Origin of the sequence: Nocardioides sp. N13(2025), assembly GCF_051912545.1 — a bacterium.
Classification (GTDB): Bacteria; Actinomycetota; Actinomycetes; order Propionibacteriales; family Nocardioidaceae; genus Nocardioides.
Genome location: NZ_CP196809.1, coordinates 3,860,585 through 3,875,782 on the forward strand (window position 1 = coordinate 3,860,585; position 15,198 = coordinate 3,875,782).

A 15,198-nucleotide genomic window follows, 5' to 3' on the forward strand; every position below is an offset into this window, starting at 1 on the left:
GGGTGCGTTCTTTCGCCGCTTGAGACCTAGAACCAGGCTCCCGGTTACATCGGGTAGAGGTCGACGCCGGGCGGCGCGTCGAGGATCATCCGGGCCTTCTCGGGGTGGATGCGGTGGGTGCCGGTGTGGTCGACGAGGAACCCGAGGCCGTGTGGGGTGAGCCAGACGTAGCGGCCTTCGCCGCACTGGCGTGACTGGTAGCCCGCGTGGGTCTTCCAGCGGTGGTGTTGCCGGCCGAGGGGGCCGGAGTTGTGGGAGCCGGTCTGGTCCGGCGGGGGATCTCGCTCGTCGTCGCCGTGGTCGTACGGCGTGGGGTGGTCGAGGTCGACGTGGCGGCTGGTGGAGCCGGCCCAGGGCCAGTAGTCGCCGCCGGTGACGAGGTGGACCTGGTCGCGCAGCGACTCGGGGTGCTCGTAGGCGGTGAGCCGGACCCTGTCGGAGAGGTCCTTGACGGGCTGCACCTTCAGGCTGGTGCGAGCCAGGAGCTCCGCGAGCCGGGTCAGGGTCACCGCCCCGAGGCCCTCGACCCTGGCGACGCCCTCGGTTCCGTGCAGGACGGCTTCGTGGAGGTGGATGTGCAGCACGGCCTTGGGTGCCAGGGGTGTGAGGTCGACCTTCCCCAGCGCGTCGAGGAGGTCGGCGGGGAACGCCAAGGCACGGGCGGCGACGGGCTCGTCGGGCTCGTCGGGCTCGGGTCCGGGTACGGGCTCGGCCTCGGACGTGGTGTGCTCGAGCAGCAGGGTGAACAGCTCGGCCGGGCGGGCCAGCCACCCGAAGGCGATGGCGCGCAGCTCCTCGGGGTGCTCGTCGAGGTGGAGCGGCTCGAGGATCTCCGCGACCCGGGACACCACCGCGTCGACCGCGACGGCGTCGCCGGCGTCGAGACGGGCGAACAGGGTGCGCAGGCCGTGCTCGTCGGTGCGGCTCAGACCCACGTAGCGGCGCTGCCGCTCGGCCTCGCACGCCTCGTCGTGGAGGGCGGGGTCGGCCTCGATGATCTTGGCGGCCGCGACCTCCAGCACCCGGCCGATGCCCTCGGTGCCGATCATCCGCGACACCGCGGAGTCCACGACCCCGACCCTGGTCAGTGGGAGGTGGCGCGACAGCTTCGCGACCCGGCGGGCGACCCACACCTCGGCCTCACCTCGTCGGCACACCGCCCAGGTCAGCGGGAGCCGGTGCTGCAGGTCCAGCACGTCGGCCAGCATGTGCTGGGTCGCGGTCACCCCGGCACCGCGGGCCAGCGCGATCTCGCCCAAGCAGAAGTCCTGCACCCCGGGTGTGCCCTCCCCGCCCACCTGCCGCAGCACATTCCCGACCCGCCGCGCGACGTGGCCCTCCGGGCCCTCGGTCGGGTCGGTGGAGTGCACCGCCGCCCAGGCGGACAACACCTGCAGCTTGTGCACCTCCGCCAGTCGCGCCGCCTGCTCGGCCTCGGTCGCGGCGGCCAGGAGCCCCGCTGCGTCGAGGTCGTGGAGGGAGGTGGACATGGAGACCACGCTAGAGCATGCCACCGACACTCTGACCTGCACGGACACATCTGTGGAGAACTGTTTTCGAACTGATCAGCGACGAACCTCAGGAGTGGACCCGGCCCTGGTTGCGAAGTACTGCTCGAGCTCTCGCAGCGTCCCCTCGTCGAGTGCCGCCTCCGGGTCCACCGCGATCTCGCGCTGCAGGTGCTCGCGCGCCGCGTCGTACAGCGGCGGGCTCAGGGCGTACGGCAGGTTGCGGACGTACCAGTCGCGGAAGGTGCGGGCCCCCAGGGCCTGCCACAGCTGGGCGAGGAGGCCGGGCCGGCCGCGCCGCACCCAGAAGCCGACGGCCTGCCCGAGGACGAGCGCGATCCCGAGCGCCAGCGCCATGACCACCAGGGTCGACGCGATCTCGTCGCTCGCGAAGTTGTCCGTCAGCGTGAAGAAGTTCCCGTAGTAGACCGGGATCAGCACGTCCACCTGGTCGGCGAACGGCCGGACCTGGTCGGCGACCTCGGCCAGCTGCCGGATCGAGTCGAGGTCGGGCCGTGCGTCGTAGGCGGTGGCGACGTGCCCGATGGCGTCGCGGACGTTGGAGAAGGTGCCGCTGATCCCGTCGAGCTCGAGCACGTCGCGCGCGCGAGCCACCTCGTCGTACGTCGTCTCGATGGAGCTGAGCGTGCGCACGCTCTCGTCGGCCGTCCGCTGCAGCTCCTCCTGCGGGAGGGTGTGCTCGTTGAGGTAGGTGACGGCCGCCTGGATCTGCTCGCGGTGGTCGAGGACGTACTGCGCCTGGTGGTAACGGTCCGCCAGGTTGGGCACGGCGGCGACGGCGTCGTGGGCCTTGCCGCCCACCGTCTCGGAGTCGCTCAGCGCGACACTCACGGCCGCCCCCGCGCCGTAGGCCTTGACGAGCGTCTCGAGCAGCGACCCCGTGAGGAGCCGGCCGACCTCCAGCCTGCGCCGCAGGGTCGCGAGATCGGGGCGGGGCATCGCTGGTCCTTCCATCGCGGGGGGCGGGCAGGCTGGAGACAACCGGTCATCCAGCGTTCTGGAGAGCCTTGACCTCGTCACGGGCGGCCACGACGGCGGCCTGCTGGCGCACGACGACGTCGCGGAAGCCTGCGCTGAGGTCCATCTCCAGGGCGTCCTCGTACTCCGAGACCGCGTGGTCCTCGCCGGTCACGGCGGCCTTGAGCACGGCCTCGGCGTCGTCACCGGTCAGCGCGTCCTTCAGCGAGATCCAGCCCCGGTGCACGGCAGCGGCGACGGTGCCGCTCTCGTCCACGTCGTCTCCATAGGCGTGCCCGAGGTCGACGATCTCGCGCCAGAATCCTGCGCGCTGCTCGGAGAACCGCTGCAGGGTCGTGGCCCACTCGGGGTGCTCGCCGTCGCGGAGCTTGTCGGCTGCGTCGGCGAACCCCCGCTCGCCGTCCTTCAGCGTCTCCACCAGTTCCTTGGCCGCCTTGGCGTCATCAGACATGCTGCGCTCCTTCGTGAGGTGTGTCGTCCCACCCTTGCCGACCCGCCACCTCGACGGATCACCCGTGGGGATGCCCGGGCAGCTGCTGGAGCGCCCAGCCGTTGCCGTCGGGGTCGGCGAAGAAGACGAACCTGCCCCACTGCAGCTCGTCGACCTCGCTGACCTCGACACCGCGCTCGAGCAGCTCGGCGCGTACGGCGTCGGCGTCCGCGACGACCATCTGCAGGTTGTCGAGCGAGCCCGGCTCCAGGCGGGTGAGCCCCTTGCCGAAGGCGATCGAGCACGCCGAGCCCGGCGGGGTCATCTGCACGAAGCGCACGTCGTCGCTCACCTCGTGGTCGTGGTCGGCGCTGAAGCCGACCCTCTCGTAGAACTCCTTCGCCCGGTCGACGTCCGTCACGGGCACCATCACCAGCTCCAGCTTCATGTCCATGCTCCGAGGCTAGGACCGATCCCGGACATCGGCGTACCGCGATGTGGGCGCGGCTCGAGGGAGCGTCGCGGCGCATGTGCTATCTCTAGTAACTCACTAGACAACATGTGGAAAGGATCGTTCCGTGGAGCCCCTCTGGTACATCCCCAACCAGGTGACCCCCGGCCACCGGCTCGACGACAGCGTCGAGGGGCACAACAGCCTGCGGCGACTGACCGACCTCGCGCGCCTGACCGAGGACCACGGGTGGGGCGGGGCGCTCATCGGCACCGGGTGGAAGCGGCCCGACACCTTCACCGTCGCCACTGCCCTGACCGCGACCACGACGAGCTTCAACCCCCTGATCGCGATCCGGCCCGGCTACTGGGAGCCGGCCCACTTCGCGTCGTCGGCGGCCACCCTCGACCAGCTCAGTGGCGGGCGGGTCAAGGTCAACATCGTGTCGGGTCCCGACCACCAGCCGCAGTACGGCGACGACGAGGGCGACCAGGCGCAGCGTTACGCGCGGACGCGGGAGTTCATGCGGCTCGTCCGGCGCTACTGGACCGAGGACGACATCACGTTCGAGGGCGCGCACTACAGAGCCGAGGGTGCGACCCTCGAGCACAAGCCGGTGGCCCGCGAGGGCCGTGCGCACCCGCAGCTCTACTTCGGCGGCGCGTCCGAGGCGGCGCAGCGCACGGCCGCGGCGGAGGCGGACGTCCAGCTGTTCTGGGGCGAGCCGCTCGACGGCGTGGCCGCACGCATCGACCACCTGCGCCGGCTCAGCGCCGACCTCGACCGGGACCTGCCGCCGCTCGAGTTCGGGCTGCGGATCACCACGCTCGTGCGCGACACCACCGAAGAGGCGTGGGCCGACGCCGAGGCGCGCGTCGCGGCGATGGCCGAGGGCCGTCACGAGTGGGAGGCCGACCCCGGCCGCCGGGTCGCCGTGGGCCAGCAGCGGCTGCTCGACCTCGCCGACCAGGGCGACGTCCTCGACGACTGCCTCTACACCGCACCGGGGCGCGTCGGCGGGGGAGGTGCCGGCACCACCTGGCTGGTCGGCTCGCCCGACGACGTCGCCAAGGCGCTGCGCCGCTACGCCGACCTCGGAGTCACCCACTTCGTCCTCAGTGACACGCCCTACGAGCAGGAGATCGTCCGCATCGGCGACTCGCTGCTGCCGCTCCTGCGCCCGGCCTGACTCGCCAGGAGTGACCCGGAACACGCCCGGGTGCTATTTGTGCGGTTTGTCGAGTCACTTACAGTACTTTGAATGTCCACCCCGAGAAGGAGACCTTTGATGGCACGACGAGGGATCACCCCCCGCCCCCTGATCCGCACCGCACTGCTGACCGCAGTCGGCCTGATGGCCCTGTCCGCCTGCGGCGGCGAGGAGGCCGGTCCCAAGCTGGAGCTGACCGCGGCCCTGCCCGACGCGCCCGCCGACGGCACGACGCTGCGCGTCGGTGACCCGGCCACCCAGGTGGCGCTCGAGACCTCCGGTCTCATCGACGAGCTCGACATCGACGTCGAGTGGGCCAACATCTCCGGCGGTCCCAAGACGCTCGAGGCCTTCCGCGCCGACGCCATCGACATCGGGTCGGTCGCCGACATTCCGCCGCTCTTCGCCCACTGGACCGGCACGGACGTCCGCATCGTCGCCGCCCGCGAGACCGTCGACCCCGAGGCCCACCCGACGTACGAGCTCGGCGTGGCGCCGGGTGTCGACGTGAAGAGCATCGAGGACCTCAAGGGCAAGAAGATCGCCTACAGCCCGGGCCAGGCCCAGGGCGCGCTCGTGCTCAACGTGCTGCGCGAGGCCGGTCTGACCCAGGACGACGTCGAGTTCGTCGAGATGCAGAGCGTCGACGACGCCTTCTCGGTCGCCCTGGCCGGCAAGCAGGTCGACGTGGCGCCGCTCGGCCAGAGCCTGGCCAAGACCTACCTCGCGAAGTACGAGCGGGACGGCGCCACGACGATCAAGCCCGGCGTGCGTGACGACGCCTGGACGCTCTACGCGCCGACCACCGTGCTCGAGGACGCCGACAAGGCCGCCGCGATCAAGGAGTACGTCGGTGTCTGGGCGGAGGCCCAGCAGTGGATCTCCGAGCACCCCGACGAGTTCGCCGAGGCCTTCTACGTCGACCACGAGGGCCTGACGCCCGAGGACGCGGCATACGTCGTCGACGCGCTCGGCCAGTTCACGGTCCCGACCAGCTGGGACGAGTTCATCGCCCGCCACCAGGAGACCGTGGACACGCTGGTCGAGGCCCAGGACCAGGAGCCGCTGGACGTGGAGACGATCTACGACCGCCGCTTCGAGAAGGCCATCGCCGCCGCGGTCTCGAACAAGGCAGGGGGATCGTCATGACGACGCTCACCGCCAGCCGGCCCGTCGCGGCCGTCGGCGCCGAGGACGTTCGTCCCGTGCGACGTCGGCTCGGCCCCGGCAAGCCCGTCCGCTTCGGCGGCCTCATCGGCATCGCGGTGCTGCTCGCCGCGTGGGTCGTCGGCTCGGCCACCGGCCTGCTCGACGAGCGCAACCTGAGCGCGCCGTGGACCGTCGTCACGACGGCCGAGACCCTGATCGAGAACGGTCGCCTGCAGGAGAGCCTGGTGACCTCCGGCATCCGCGCCGCGCTGGGACTCGGCCTCGGTGTCGCCGTCGGCACGGTCCTGGCACTCATCTCGGGGCTCTCCAGGATCGGCGAGACCCTGATCGACGGCCCGGTCCAGGTCAAGCGGTCGATCCCGACCCTCGCGCTGATCCCGCTGCTGCTGCTGTGGTTCGGCATCGGCGAGCCGTTCAAGATCCTGACGATCGCCCTCGCGGTCTTCGTGCCGATCTACATCCACACCCACAACGGCCTGCGCACCATCGAGGGCAGGTACGCCGAGCTGGCCGAGACCCTCGGCGTCTCGCGCACCGAGTTCATCCGCCACGTGGTGCTCCCCGGCGCGATGCCCGGCTTCCTGCTCGGGATGCGCTTCGCGGTGACCTCGTCGCTGCTCGCGCTCGTCGTCGTCGAGGTCATCAACTCCACGAGCGGGATCGGCCACATGATCACGCTCGCGTCCAACTACGGGCAGACCGACGTCATCGTCGTCGGCCTGGTCGTCTACGCCCTGCTCGGCGTCACCGCCGACGCGATCGTCCGGTTCATCGAGAGGAAGGCACTGTCATGGCGTCGCACACTGGCGAGCTGACCCCGGCGGTGCGGGTCTCGGACCTGCACCGCAGCTTCAACGAGGCGGGAGGTGTGCTCAACGGCCTCGACCTCGACATCGCCCCCGGCGAGTTCGTGGCCCTGCTGGGCCGCAGCGGGTCGGGCAAGAGCACCCTCCTGCGGGCCCTGGCCGGGCTCGACCGAGGCGTGGCCGGGACCGGTCGCATCGAGGTCCCGGAGAAGGTGTCGGTCGTCTTCCAGGACTCCCGGCTGCTGCCGTGGAAGCGCGTGCTGGACAACGTCGTCTTCGGCCTCCGCACCGGTGACGCGGCGGAGCGCGGCTCGCAGGCCCTCGCCGAGGTCGGCCTCGGCGGCCGGGAGAAGGCATGGCCGCACGAGCTGTCCGGCGGGGAGCAGCAGCGCGCCTCGCTGGCCCGCTCCCTCGTCCGCGACCCCCAGCTGCTGCTGGCCGACGAGCCCTTCGGTGCCCTCGACGCGCTGACCCGGATCCGGATGCACACCCTGCTGCGCAAGCTGTGCGAGGTGCACCGGCCTGCCGTGCTGCTGGTGACGCACGACGTCGACGAGGCGATCGTGCTGGCCGACCGGGTGATCGTGCTCGACGGTGGCGTCGTACGTCACGACGCGCGGATCGACCTCGACGGACGCCGCTCGCAGGCCGACCCGGCCTTCGCCCGGCTGCGCGCGCAGCTGCTCGCCGAGCTCGGGGTCGAGGACGACCACGACGCCGCTCCCCGCCCCACGGTCGGAGAGCTCAGTGAGAGGGCGGCCTCGTGACCCGGCAGCGCCGACAGATCGCCCTCAACCTCTTCATCTACCCCGACGGTCACCACGAGGCCGCCTGGCGGCGACCGGAGTCGCAGCCCGAGCGGATCACCGACATCAGCTACTACCAGGAGCTGGCCCAGCGCGCGGAGGCAGCGAAGTTCGACGCGGTGTTCTTCGCCGACGGCCCGGCGCTGGCGGACAACATCGCGTACGCCGCCCGCGCCGGGCTCGAGCCGATCACCAAGATGACCGCCATCGCGGCGGCCACCGAGCGGATCGGCGTCATCGGGACGTCGTCGACGACCTACAACGAGCCCTACAACCTGGCGCGGCAGTTCGCCTCGCTCGACCACCTGAGCAACGGTCGCGTGGGGTGGAACATCGTCACCACCTCCTCGGCCGCGGCCGCGCACAACTTCGGCCTCGAGGCGCACCCGGCACACGCCCAGCGCTACGAGCGCGCCGAGGAGTTCCTCGACGTGGTCACCAAGCTCTGGGACAGCTGGGAGGACGACGCCGTCCTCGCCGACCGCGTGAGCGGGGTCTACGCCGACACCGACAAGATCCACCGCATCGACCACGAGGGCCCGCACTTCTCGGTGGCCGGCCCGCTCAACGCGCCGCGCTCGCCGCAGGGCCGGCCGGTCTACGTGCAGGCCGGCTCGTCCCCGGACGGGCGCGCCTTCGCGGCCCGGTGGGCGGAGGCGATCTTCACCGCGCACCAGACGCTCGAGAGCGCCCAGGAGTTCTTCGCCGACATCAAGGCGCGCGCCCGGTCGGTGGGTCGCGATCCCGAGCAGCTCAAGGTGCTGCCCGGCATCAGCCCCTTCATCGGGTCGACGGCCGCGGAGGCCCGCGCCCTGGAGGAGGAGTTCAACGACCTCACGCAGCCGGCGTACTCCCTCAAGCAGCTGAGCAACCTGGTCGGCGTCGACCTGACGGCGTACGACCTCGACGGACCGTTCCCGACCGAGGTCGTGGCACCCGTGGGCGACCGCGCCTTCCACAGCCGCTCGCAGCTCGTGCTCGACATCGTCGCGCGGGAGAACCCCACGATCCGGCAGCTGTGCCACCGCCTCGCCGGTGCGCGGGGACACCGGGTGGTGGCCGGCACCCCGGTCGACATCGCCGACACGATCCAGGACTGGGCCGAGCACGGCGCCGCCGACGGCTTCAACGTGATGCCGCCCTGGCTGCCGGGAGGCATCGACGTCTTCATCGAGGAGGTCGTGCCGATCCTGCGCGAGCGCGGGTTGTTCCGCACGGAGTACACAGGAAGCACGCTGCGCGACCACCTCGGCCTCGAGCGGCCGGCCAGCCAGTACGCAACCCGTCTCGAGAAGGAGACCGCATGAGCAGCTTCGCCCACTACCGACCCCTTGGCCGCACCGGCGTCCAGGTCAGCCCGCTGACCCTCGGCGCGATGATGTTCGGCGCGTGGGGCAACCCCGACCACGACGAGTCGATCGCGATCATCCACCGCGCGCTCGACGCCGGCATCAACGTCATCGACACCGCCGACGTCTATGCGCGCGGCGAGTCCGAGGAGATCGTCGGCAAGGCGCTGCAGGCGCGCAAGGGCAGCCGCGACGACGTCTTCCTCGCGACCAAGTTCCACGGCGGCATGCACGACGACGACCCCAACCAGGCCGGCAACTCCCGGCGCTGGATCGTCCGCGAGGTCGAGCACTCGCTGCGTCGGCTCCAGGTCGACCACATCGACCTCTACCAGGTGCACCGCCCGCGGCCGGAGGTCGACATCGACGAGACCCTGGGCGCCCTGACCGACCTCGTGCGGCAGGGCAAGGTCCGCTACATCGGCACCTCGACCTTCCTGCCCTCGCAGGTCGTGGAGGCACAGTGGGTCGCCGAGAAGCGCCACCGCGAGCGCCCCGTCACCGAGCAGCCGCCGTACTCCATCCTCGCCCGCGAGGTGGAGCGAGACATCCTGCCGACCGCGCAGAAGTACGGCCTCGGCGTGCTGCCGTGGAGCCCGCTCGCCGGCGGGTGGCTCTCGGGCCGCTACCGCCGCGGCGAGGACCTGTCGTTCACCTCGAGCCGGCTGCAGCGCCAGCCCGCGCGGCACGACCCCGCGTCGCCGGAGAACAAGGTGAAGCTGGAGGCGGTCTTCCAGCTCCAGGAGCTGGCCGACGAGGCCGGACTGTCGCTGATCCACCTCGCGCTGGGCTTCGTGCTCGCGCACCCGGCGGTCTCGTCGGCCATCATCGGACCGCGCACCCTCGAGCAGCTCGAGTCACAGCTCGGCGTCGAGAAGGTCGTGCTCCCTGCCGACGTGCTCGACCGGATCGACGAGATCGTCCCGCCCGGCACCACGCTCAACGAGGCCGACCGCGGTTACGCACCGCCGGCCCTCGTGGAGGCGGCGCTCCGCCGCCGCTGACGCGGGCCCGCGCGACCGAGGGGGAGGGTCGGGCGGGGCCGCTGGCGGGGTAGTTCACCGGGAAATGGTCGTCGGGGGGCCGGATGCACGACCGGAACCCGGTGGACTACCCGGCGGGGGCCGTGGTGCGGGAGGCGGTGAGAACCCCGAGCAGTCCGCCGACGGCCGCGAACACGAAGACCGTCGCGAACGGATCGACGTCCTGGCGCTCGGCGGCCGCGAAGGCGGCTCCGGCCACCGACAGCGCGAGCGCCGCGCCGAGGGAGTCGGCGACCGAGAGGGCCGAGGAGTTGAAGCCGCGGTCGCGGTCGGTGGAGACCTCCAGCATCGCGACCCCGGTGCGCGGGTAGGCGAAGCCCATGCCCGCACCGGCGAGGACGTACGATGCCGCCGGCAGCACCGCGGACGGCCCGTGGCCCGCGTCGTGCAGGAGCACCGACGCCGCCAGCGCGACGAGCCCGGTGAGCACCAGGCAGCTGCCGACGAGCATCGCCCGGGTGTGCGACACCCGCGTCCCCAGCCGGGCCTGGACCTGGCTCGCGCTCGCCCACACCACGCCCACGCAGGTCAGCGCGATGCCGGCACGACCGGGTGTGAGGTGCCAGTGGTCCTGGAGGACGTAGACGATGTAGGCCTCGGCGCAGAAGAAGTTCGCGGCGAGCAGCCCACGGGTGGCGACGACCGCCGGCAGGCCGCGCCGGGCGACCCGGCTGCCCGGCGGCAGCAGCCGCCCGAGCGAGACCCAGACCCCGGCCAGGGCAGCCAGCGCACCCAGCGCCGCGGCCCCCTCGGAGGAGCCGAGCAGCTCGAGCACCAGCACCGCGACCGCGCCCAGGCCGGCCCACCACAGCCGTGACGCCGGCGTGTCCACGCCTTCGACGTGCGGCTCCAGCCTGCGCAGGGCCGGGGCGAGGAGGGCGAGCGCGAGGGCGACGAAGACGACCGTGCCGGTGAAGACCCAGCGCCAGCTCCACACGTCCGCGACCAGGGCCGCCAGCCCCGGGCCGAAGAGCGCCGGCAGCACCCACGCGGCGGCGAAGGAGGCGAAGACCGACGGCCGCAGGCGGGCCGGGAAGCAGAGGCCGACCATGACGTAGAGCCCCACGGTCAGCGCGCCGCCGCCGAGTCCCTGCAGGACGCGACCGACCAGCAGGACCTCCATCGAGGGCGCGAGTCCGCAGACGAGGAGCCCGGCGGAGAACAGTGCCATGGACGCCAGCAGCGGCACCACCGGTCCCGTGCGGTCGCTCCACATGCCCGCGACGACCATGCCGACGACCCCGCTCGCCAGCGGTGCGGCGAACGCGAGCGCGTACAGGTCGAGCCCGTCGAGGTCGCGCGCCACCGTCGGCATCACCGTCGCCACGGCCATCGCCTCGAAGGCGACGAAGGCGATCAGGCCGAACATCGCGAGGGTGGTCACGGCGTACGCCGGCGACAGGATGCGCTCGCGCGGCGGGGGCGCCGGTGTCGTGCTGGTGCTCACCCGGCGACGGTAGGACCTCAGGCGCACGTGAGGTCAATCGGAATAACCCGCCCCCGGCGGGCGCTGGGCCGACAGTGACCGCTCTCTCCGTGCTCGACCTCGTCCCCGTCCGCAGCGACCAGACCACCGGTGACGCGATCGCCGCCTCTCGCCGCCTCGCGCAGGTCGCCGACGAGCTGGGCTACCGGCGCTACTGGGTCGCCGAGCACCACAACATGCCGGCGGTCGCCGCGACCAACCCGCCGGTGCTCATCGCGATGCTCGCGTCCGCGACCTCGCGGATCCGCGTGGGCTCCGGCGGCGTGATGCTGCCCAACCACGCGCCGCTCGTCGTGGCCGAGCAGTTCGCCCTCCTCGAGGCGGCCTTCCCCGGCCGGATCGACCTCGGCATCGGCCGCGCGCCCGGCACCGACCCGCTGACCAGGTACGTCCTGCGTGGCGGCAGCGCGGAGTCGGCGGACGAGGCGGTGAGCAAGTTCCCCGACTACGTCGAGGACATCCGCACGCTCATGACGACCGAGGGCGTCGAGCTGCAGATCGGGCCGCGCCGCCAGCCATTGCGTGCGACCCCGTCGGCCCGCACGGTGGCCGAGATGTGGCTGCTCGGGTCCTCGGACTACTCCGCCCGGCTGGCCGCCGAGAAGGGCCTGCCCTACGTGTTCGCCCACCACTTCGCGGGTGAGGGGACCGCCGCCGCGCTCGACCTCTACCGATCGTCGTACCAGCCCTCCCCGGAGCATCCGGAGCCGCGCACCTTCCTCACGGTCAACGCCGTCGTCGCCGAGACCGAGGAGGAGGCGCACCGCCAGGCGCTGCCCAACGTGCAGCAGATGATCGCGCTGCGCACGGGCGCTCCGCTCCACCCGCAGCGGCTCGTCGAGCAGGCCGAGGCCGTCGAGATGACGCCCGAGCAGAAGGCGTTCGGCGAGGCGATGGCCCGCCGCTGGGTCGTCGGCTCGGCCGAGCAGGCGCGCAAGGAGATCGAGGAGCTGGCGATGGAGTTCGGCGTCGACGAGGTGATGGTGCACCCGGTGGCCGGCGCGATGTCCGGCACCGACGCGCGCACCTCACCGAACCGGGAGGCCACGCTGCGACTGCTGGCCGGCTGACCGCTGCGTCAGTGGCGGGCCTCCAGGCCCACCGCGTCGCGCAGCCTCTGGGTGGCCTCCTGCAGCTCGGGGTCGTCGTGGGCGCGTGACTCCATCAGTGCGGCGAGGGCCTCGGCCAGCACGTTGAGCTTCTCCTGCATCGCCTCGGTGTTGCGGCGCGCGGCGTTCTCCAGCAGCACCAGCAGCAGCAGGGACAGCACCCCGCCGAAGGTGTGGATGGCCAGCTCCCACTTGGTGACGCTGCTCCAGAGCGGGTAGCTCGCCGCCCAGATGACGACCACGGCCACGCAGACCGCGAAGAACGGCGCCCGGCTGATCAGCGTCGTCGACAGGTCGACGAACCTCTCGAAGGGGTCGCGCCCCTTCTTCTTCTCGCGGGTCTCCGCGGCATCGGTGCGCTCCATCCCCGGAACCTACCGGTGCGCAAGGACCAACGCGCGTCCCGAGTAGGGTGCGAGCCATGACCCAGAGCTCATCCACCACGTGGGAATACCAGGTGGCGCCCATCCCGCTCCACAACGAGGCGCTCATGCTCAACAACTTCGGCCAGGACGGCTGGGAGCTGGTGGCCATCCACACCAACGCCCAGGGTGGGTTGGTGGCCTTCCTCAAGCGCCAGAAGGCGGCCTGACGTGGGCGCGGAGGCAAAGCTCGCCGAGCTGGGCATCACCGTGCCGGACGTCGTCCCTCCGGTGGCCGCCTACCAGCCGACCGCCCGCTCCGGGAACCTCGTCTTCACCGCCGGCCAGCTGCCGGCCCGTGACGGCGAGATGATCGCGATCGGCAAGCTCGGTGCCGAGGTCAGCGAGGAGCAGGGCTACGAGTGCGCCCGCCAGTGCGCCCTCAACGCGCTCGCCGCGGTCAAGGCCGAGATCGGCTCCCTCGACGACGTCAAGCGCGTGGTCAAGGTCGTCGTCTTCGTCGCCTCGACCCCCGACTTCACCGGCCAGCCCAAGGTCGCCAACGGCGCCTCGGAGCTGCTCGGCGAGGTCTTCGGCGACGCCGGCAAGCACGCCCGGTCCGCCGTCGGCGTGGCGGCACTGCCGCTCGACGTGCCGGTCGAGGTCGAGATCACCGTCGAGGTCTGAGGCGCTGGCCCGCATGGAGCGCCTGCCGCTTCCTGACGCCCTCGTCGCCCAGGCCCGGTCGTACGCCGAGGGTGGCGCCACGCCTGCCGAGCCGCGGGACGCCGCCACGGTCGTGCTGCTGCGGCCCGGCTCGTCGGCGCCGGAGGTCTACCTGCTGCGCCGCCAGACCTCGATGGCCTTCGCCGGGGGGATGTGCGTCTTCCCCGGGGGCGGCGTCGACCCCCGCGACTTCGACCCTCCGCCGGATCTTGGACCGGGGCTGGTCGAGCGTGGACTCTGGGCCGGCCCCTCGCCGGCCGAGTGGGCCGCCCGTCTCGGGTGCGACGAGCCGAAGGCCCGCGCCCTGGTCTGTGCCGCGGTCAGGGAGACCTTTGAGGAGTCATCGGTCCTGCTCGCCGGGGCGAGTGCGGGCGAGGTCGTGGCCGACACGACGGGTGAGGACTGGGAGGCCGACCGCGCCGCGCTTGAGTCGCGCGAGATCTCGATGACCGAGTTCCTCGAGAAGCGCTCCTTGGTGCTGCGCACCGACCTCCTCGGCGCCTGGGCGGGCTGGCTGACGCCGGTCTTCGAGCCGCGCCGCTACCGCACGTGGTTCTTCGTGGCGCACCTGCCGGAGGGCCAGGTCACGCGCGACGTCTCGAGCGAGTCGTCGTCGGTCACGTGGGTGGGTGCCCTCGATGCCGTGGAGCTGGTCGAGCGGCAGGAGATCCTGATGCTGCCGCCCACCTGGCTGACCTGCCTCGAGGTCGGCCAGCACGCCGACCCCGACGCCGTCCTCGACGAGGCGCACAGGCGCCGCGTCGAGATGTTCATGCCCGAGGTGGTCGCCGACGGCGACGCCTTCATCCTCTCCACGCCGCCGCAGTACGCCGCACTGATGGCCAATCGAGCCAACCGATGAGCCGCGCGTGAGCTGGACCGGCGGGTCCTTCGGCGACACCGGCACCTGCGTGCTGGCGCCCAACGCCGACATCATGACCCTCGACGGCACCAACACCTGGGTGCTGCGCGACCCCGACTCCTCGCGCTCGATCGTGGTCGACCCCGGTCCCTCGATCGCCGCCCACCTCGACGCCCTCGATGCAGCCGCGGCCCCCGATGGACGAGGGAGCGTCTCCGTGGTGCTGCTGACCCACCACCACGCCGACCACAGCGAGGCCGCCCGGGAGTACGCCGAGCGGCACGGCTGCGGCGTACGCGCCCTGGACCCCGCCTACCGGCTCGGCTCCGAGGGGCTCGGTGAGGGGGACGTCGTCGCCGTCGGTGGGCTCGAGGTGCACGTCGTGGCGACTCCCGGCCACACCTCCGACTCGTTGTCCTTCGTCGTGCCGCAGGACCGGGCGGTGCTCACCGGCGACACCGTCCTCGGTCGCGGCACCACCGTCGTCGCGCACCCCGACGGCCAGCTCGGCGCCTACCTGTCCTCGCTCCAGCGGCTGCACGCCCTCTGCGGCGAGCAGGGGATCGCCACCGTCTGGCCCGGCCACGGCCCGGTCATCGACGACGCCCTCGGCGCGCTCGACTTCTACCTCGCCCACCGCCGGCAGCGCCTCGACCAGGTGCGCCAGGCGTTGCGCGACCTGCACGCGATCGAGCGGGAGGGCGGGGCCCCCTCCGCTGCGACACTGACGCACGAGACGCTGCCGCGCGCGATCGTGGAGATCGTCTACGCCGACGTCGACCCGGTGCTGTGGGGGGCGGCGGAGCTGTCGGTCCGCGCCCAGCTGGCGTACCTCACCGAGGACTGAAGCCCCTTGCGCGTCGGGCGCTCGCGCGGTGAGG

17 protein-coding genes are annotated in these 15,198 nt (G+C 72.1%); 11 read left to right on the forward strand and 6 right to left on the reverse strand.

What is annotated here, in order from left to right:
- Positions 1-44 precede the first annotated feature (44 nt).
- The 4 genes from ACS3YM_RS18715 to ACS3YM_RS18730 form a co-directional block, all read right to left on the reverse strand.
- Positions 45-1,490, reverse strand: coding sequence for a hypothetical protein (locus tag ACS3YM_RS18715; protein WP_439937945.1), 1,446 nt, complete (start codon positions 1,488-1,490; stop codon positions 45-47).
- Positions 1,491-1,565: 75 nt separating this feature from the next.
- Positions 1,566-2,468 carry a hypothetical protein gene (locus ACS3YM_RS18720; protein ID WP_439937946.1) on the reverse strand — a complete coding sequence of 301 codons (903 nt, stop codon included), beginning with the start codon at positions 2,466-2,468 and terminating at the stop codon, positions 1,566-1,568.
- A 46-nt stretch (positions 2,469-2,514) separates the two neighbouring features.
- Positions 2,515-2,958 carry a ferritin-like domain-containing protein gene (locus tag ACS3YM_RS18725; protein ID WP_439937947.1) on the reverse strand — a complete coding sequence of 148 codons (444 nt, stop codon included), beginning with the start codon at positions 2,956-2,958 and terminating at the stop codon, positions 2,515-2,517.
- A gap of 58 nt (positions 2,959-3,016) precedes the next feature.
- Entirely contained in the window at positions 3,017-3,391 is a 375-nt protein-coding gene (locus tag ACS3YM_RS18730; protein ID WP_439937948.1) for a VOC family protein, read from the reverse strand.
- A gap of 124 nt (positions 3,392-3,515) precedes the next feature.
- On the opposite strand from ACS3YM_RS18730, the gene ACS3YM_RS18735 reads away from it, so the two are divergent.
- The 6 genes from ACS3YM_RS18735 to ACS3YM_RS18760 all read left to right on the forward strand — a co-directional run bounded on the left by ACS3YM_RS18735 (position 3,516) and on the right by ACS3YM_RS18760 (position 9,733).
- Positions 3,516-4,577, forward strand: a complete 1,062-nt coding sequence (locus ACS3YM_RS18735; protein WP_439937949.1) for an LLM class flavin-dependent oxidoreductase — start codon at positions 3,516-3,518, stop codon at positions 4,575-4,577.
- A gap of 99 nt (positions 4,578-4,676) precedes the next feature.
- A complete protein-coding gene (locus tag ACS3YM_RS18740; protein ID WP_439937950.1) occupies positions 4,677-5,747 on the forward strand; it encodes an ABC transporter substrate-binding protein in 1,071 nt (356 codons plus the stop codon).
- Positions 5,744-6,583: an ABC transporter permease gene (locus ACS3YM_RS18745; RefSeq protein WP_439937951.1), complete on the forward strand. Its 840-nt coding sequence runs from the start codon at positions 5,744-5,746 to the stop codon at positions 6,581-6,583. Before ACS3YM_RS18740 ends, ACS3YM_RS18745 begins: the two co-directional genes overlap by 4 nt.
- Complete coding sequence (locus tag ACS3YM_RS18750; RefSeq protein WP_439937952.1) at positions 6,559-7,341, forward strand: ABC transporter ATP-binding protein; 783 nt, start codon at positions 6,559-6,561, stop codon at positions 7,339-7,341. The genes ACS3YM_RS18745 and ACS3YM_RS18750 overlap by 25 nt, the downstream gene beginning before the upstream one ends.
- Positions 7,338-8,687: an LLM class flavin-dependent oxidoreductase gene (locus ACS3YM_RS18755; RefSeq protein WP_439937953.1), complete on the forward strand. Its 1,350-nt coding sequence runs from the start codon at positions 7,338-7,340 to the stop codon at positions 8,685-8,687. The genes ACS3YM_RS18750 and ACS3YM_RS18755 overlap by 4 nt, the downstream gene beginning before the upstream one ends.
- Positions 8,684-9,733, forward strand: a complete 1,050-nt coding sequence (locus ACS3YM_RS18760; protein ID WP_439937954.1) for an aldo/keto reductase — start codon at positions 8,684-8,686, stop codon at positions 9,731-9,733. The genes ACS3YM_RS18755 and ACS3YM_RS18760 overlap by 4 nt, the downstream gene beginning before the upstream one ends.
- Before the next feature lie 106 nt (positions 9,734-9,839).
- On the opposite strand, the gene ACS3YM_RS18765 is transcribed toward ACS3YM_RS18760, so the two are convergent.
- Entirely contained in the window at positions 9,840-11,219 is a 1,380-nt protein-coding gene (locus tag ACS3YM_RS18765) for an MFS transporter (RefSeq protein WP_439937955.1), read from the reverse strand.
- A 74-nt stretch (positions 11,220-11,293) separates the two neighbouring features.
- Between ACS3YM_RS18765 and ACS3YM_RS18770 the strand changes: the two genes are divergently transcribed.
- Complete coding sequence (locus tag ACS3YM_RS18770; RefSeq protein WP_439937956.1) at positions 11,294-12,328, forward strand: LLM class flavin-dependent oxidoreductase; 1,035 nt, start codon at positions 11,294-11,296, stop codon at positions 12,326-12,328.
- Positions 12,329-12,336: 8 nt separating this feature from the next.
- On the opposite strand, the gene ACS3YM_RS18775 is transcribed toward ACS3YM_RS18770, so the two are convergent.
- A complete protein-coding gene (locus tag ACS3YM_RS18775) occupies positions 12,337-12,732 on the reverse strand; it encodes a low affinity iron permease family protein (protein WP_439937957.1) in 396 nt (131 codons plus the stop codon).
- A 56-nt stretch (positions 12,733-12,788) separates the two neighbouring features.
- Here ACS3YM_RS18775 and ACS3YM_RS18780 point away from each other — a divergent pair, with 56 nt between their 5' ends.
- The 4 genes from ACS3YM_RS18780 to ACS3YM_RS18795 are packed head-to-tail and all read left to right on the forward strand — an operon-like array spanning position 12,789 to position 15,164.
- The gene (locus ACS3YM_RS18780; RefSeq protein WP_439937958.1) at positions 12,789-12,959 is read left to right on the forward strand and encodes a hypothetical protein; all 171 of its coding nucleotides are present in this window, start codon (positions 12,789-12,791) and stop codon (positions 12,957-12,959) included.
- A 1-nt stretch (position 12,960) separates the two neighbouring features.
- Positions 12,961-13,416, forward strand: coding sequence for a RidA family protein (locus ACS3YM_RS18785; protein ID WP_439937959.1), 456 nt, complete (start codon positions 12,961-12,963; stop codon positions 13,414-13,416).
- A 13-nt stretch (positions 13,417-13,429) separates the two neighbouring features.
- A complete protein-coding gene (locus ACS3YM_RS18790) occupies positions 13,430-14,317 on the forward strand; it encodes an NUDIX hydrolase (protein WP_439937960.1) in 888 nt (295 codons plus the stop codon).
- A 7-nt stretch (positions 14,318-14,324) separates the two neighbouring features.
- Positions 14,325-15,164 (forward strand): MBL fold metallo-hydrolase, encoded by an 840-nt coding sequence (locus ACS3YM_RS18795; RefSeq protein ID WP_439937961.1) that lies wholly within the window; start codon positions 14,325-14,327, stop codon positions 15,162-15,164.
- Positions 15,165-15,198 lie beyond the last annotated feature (34 nt).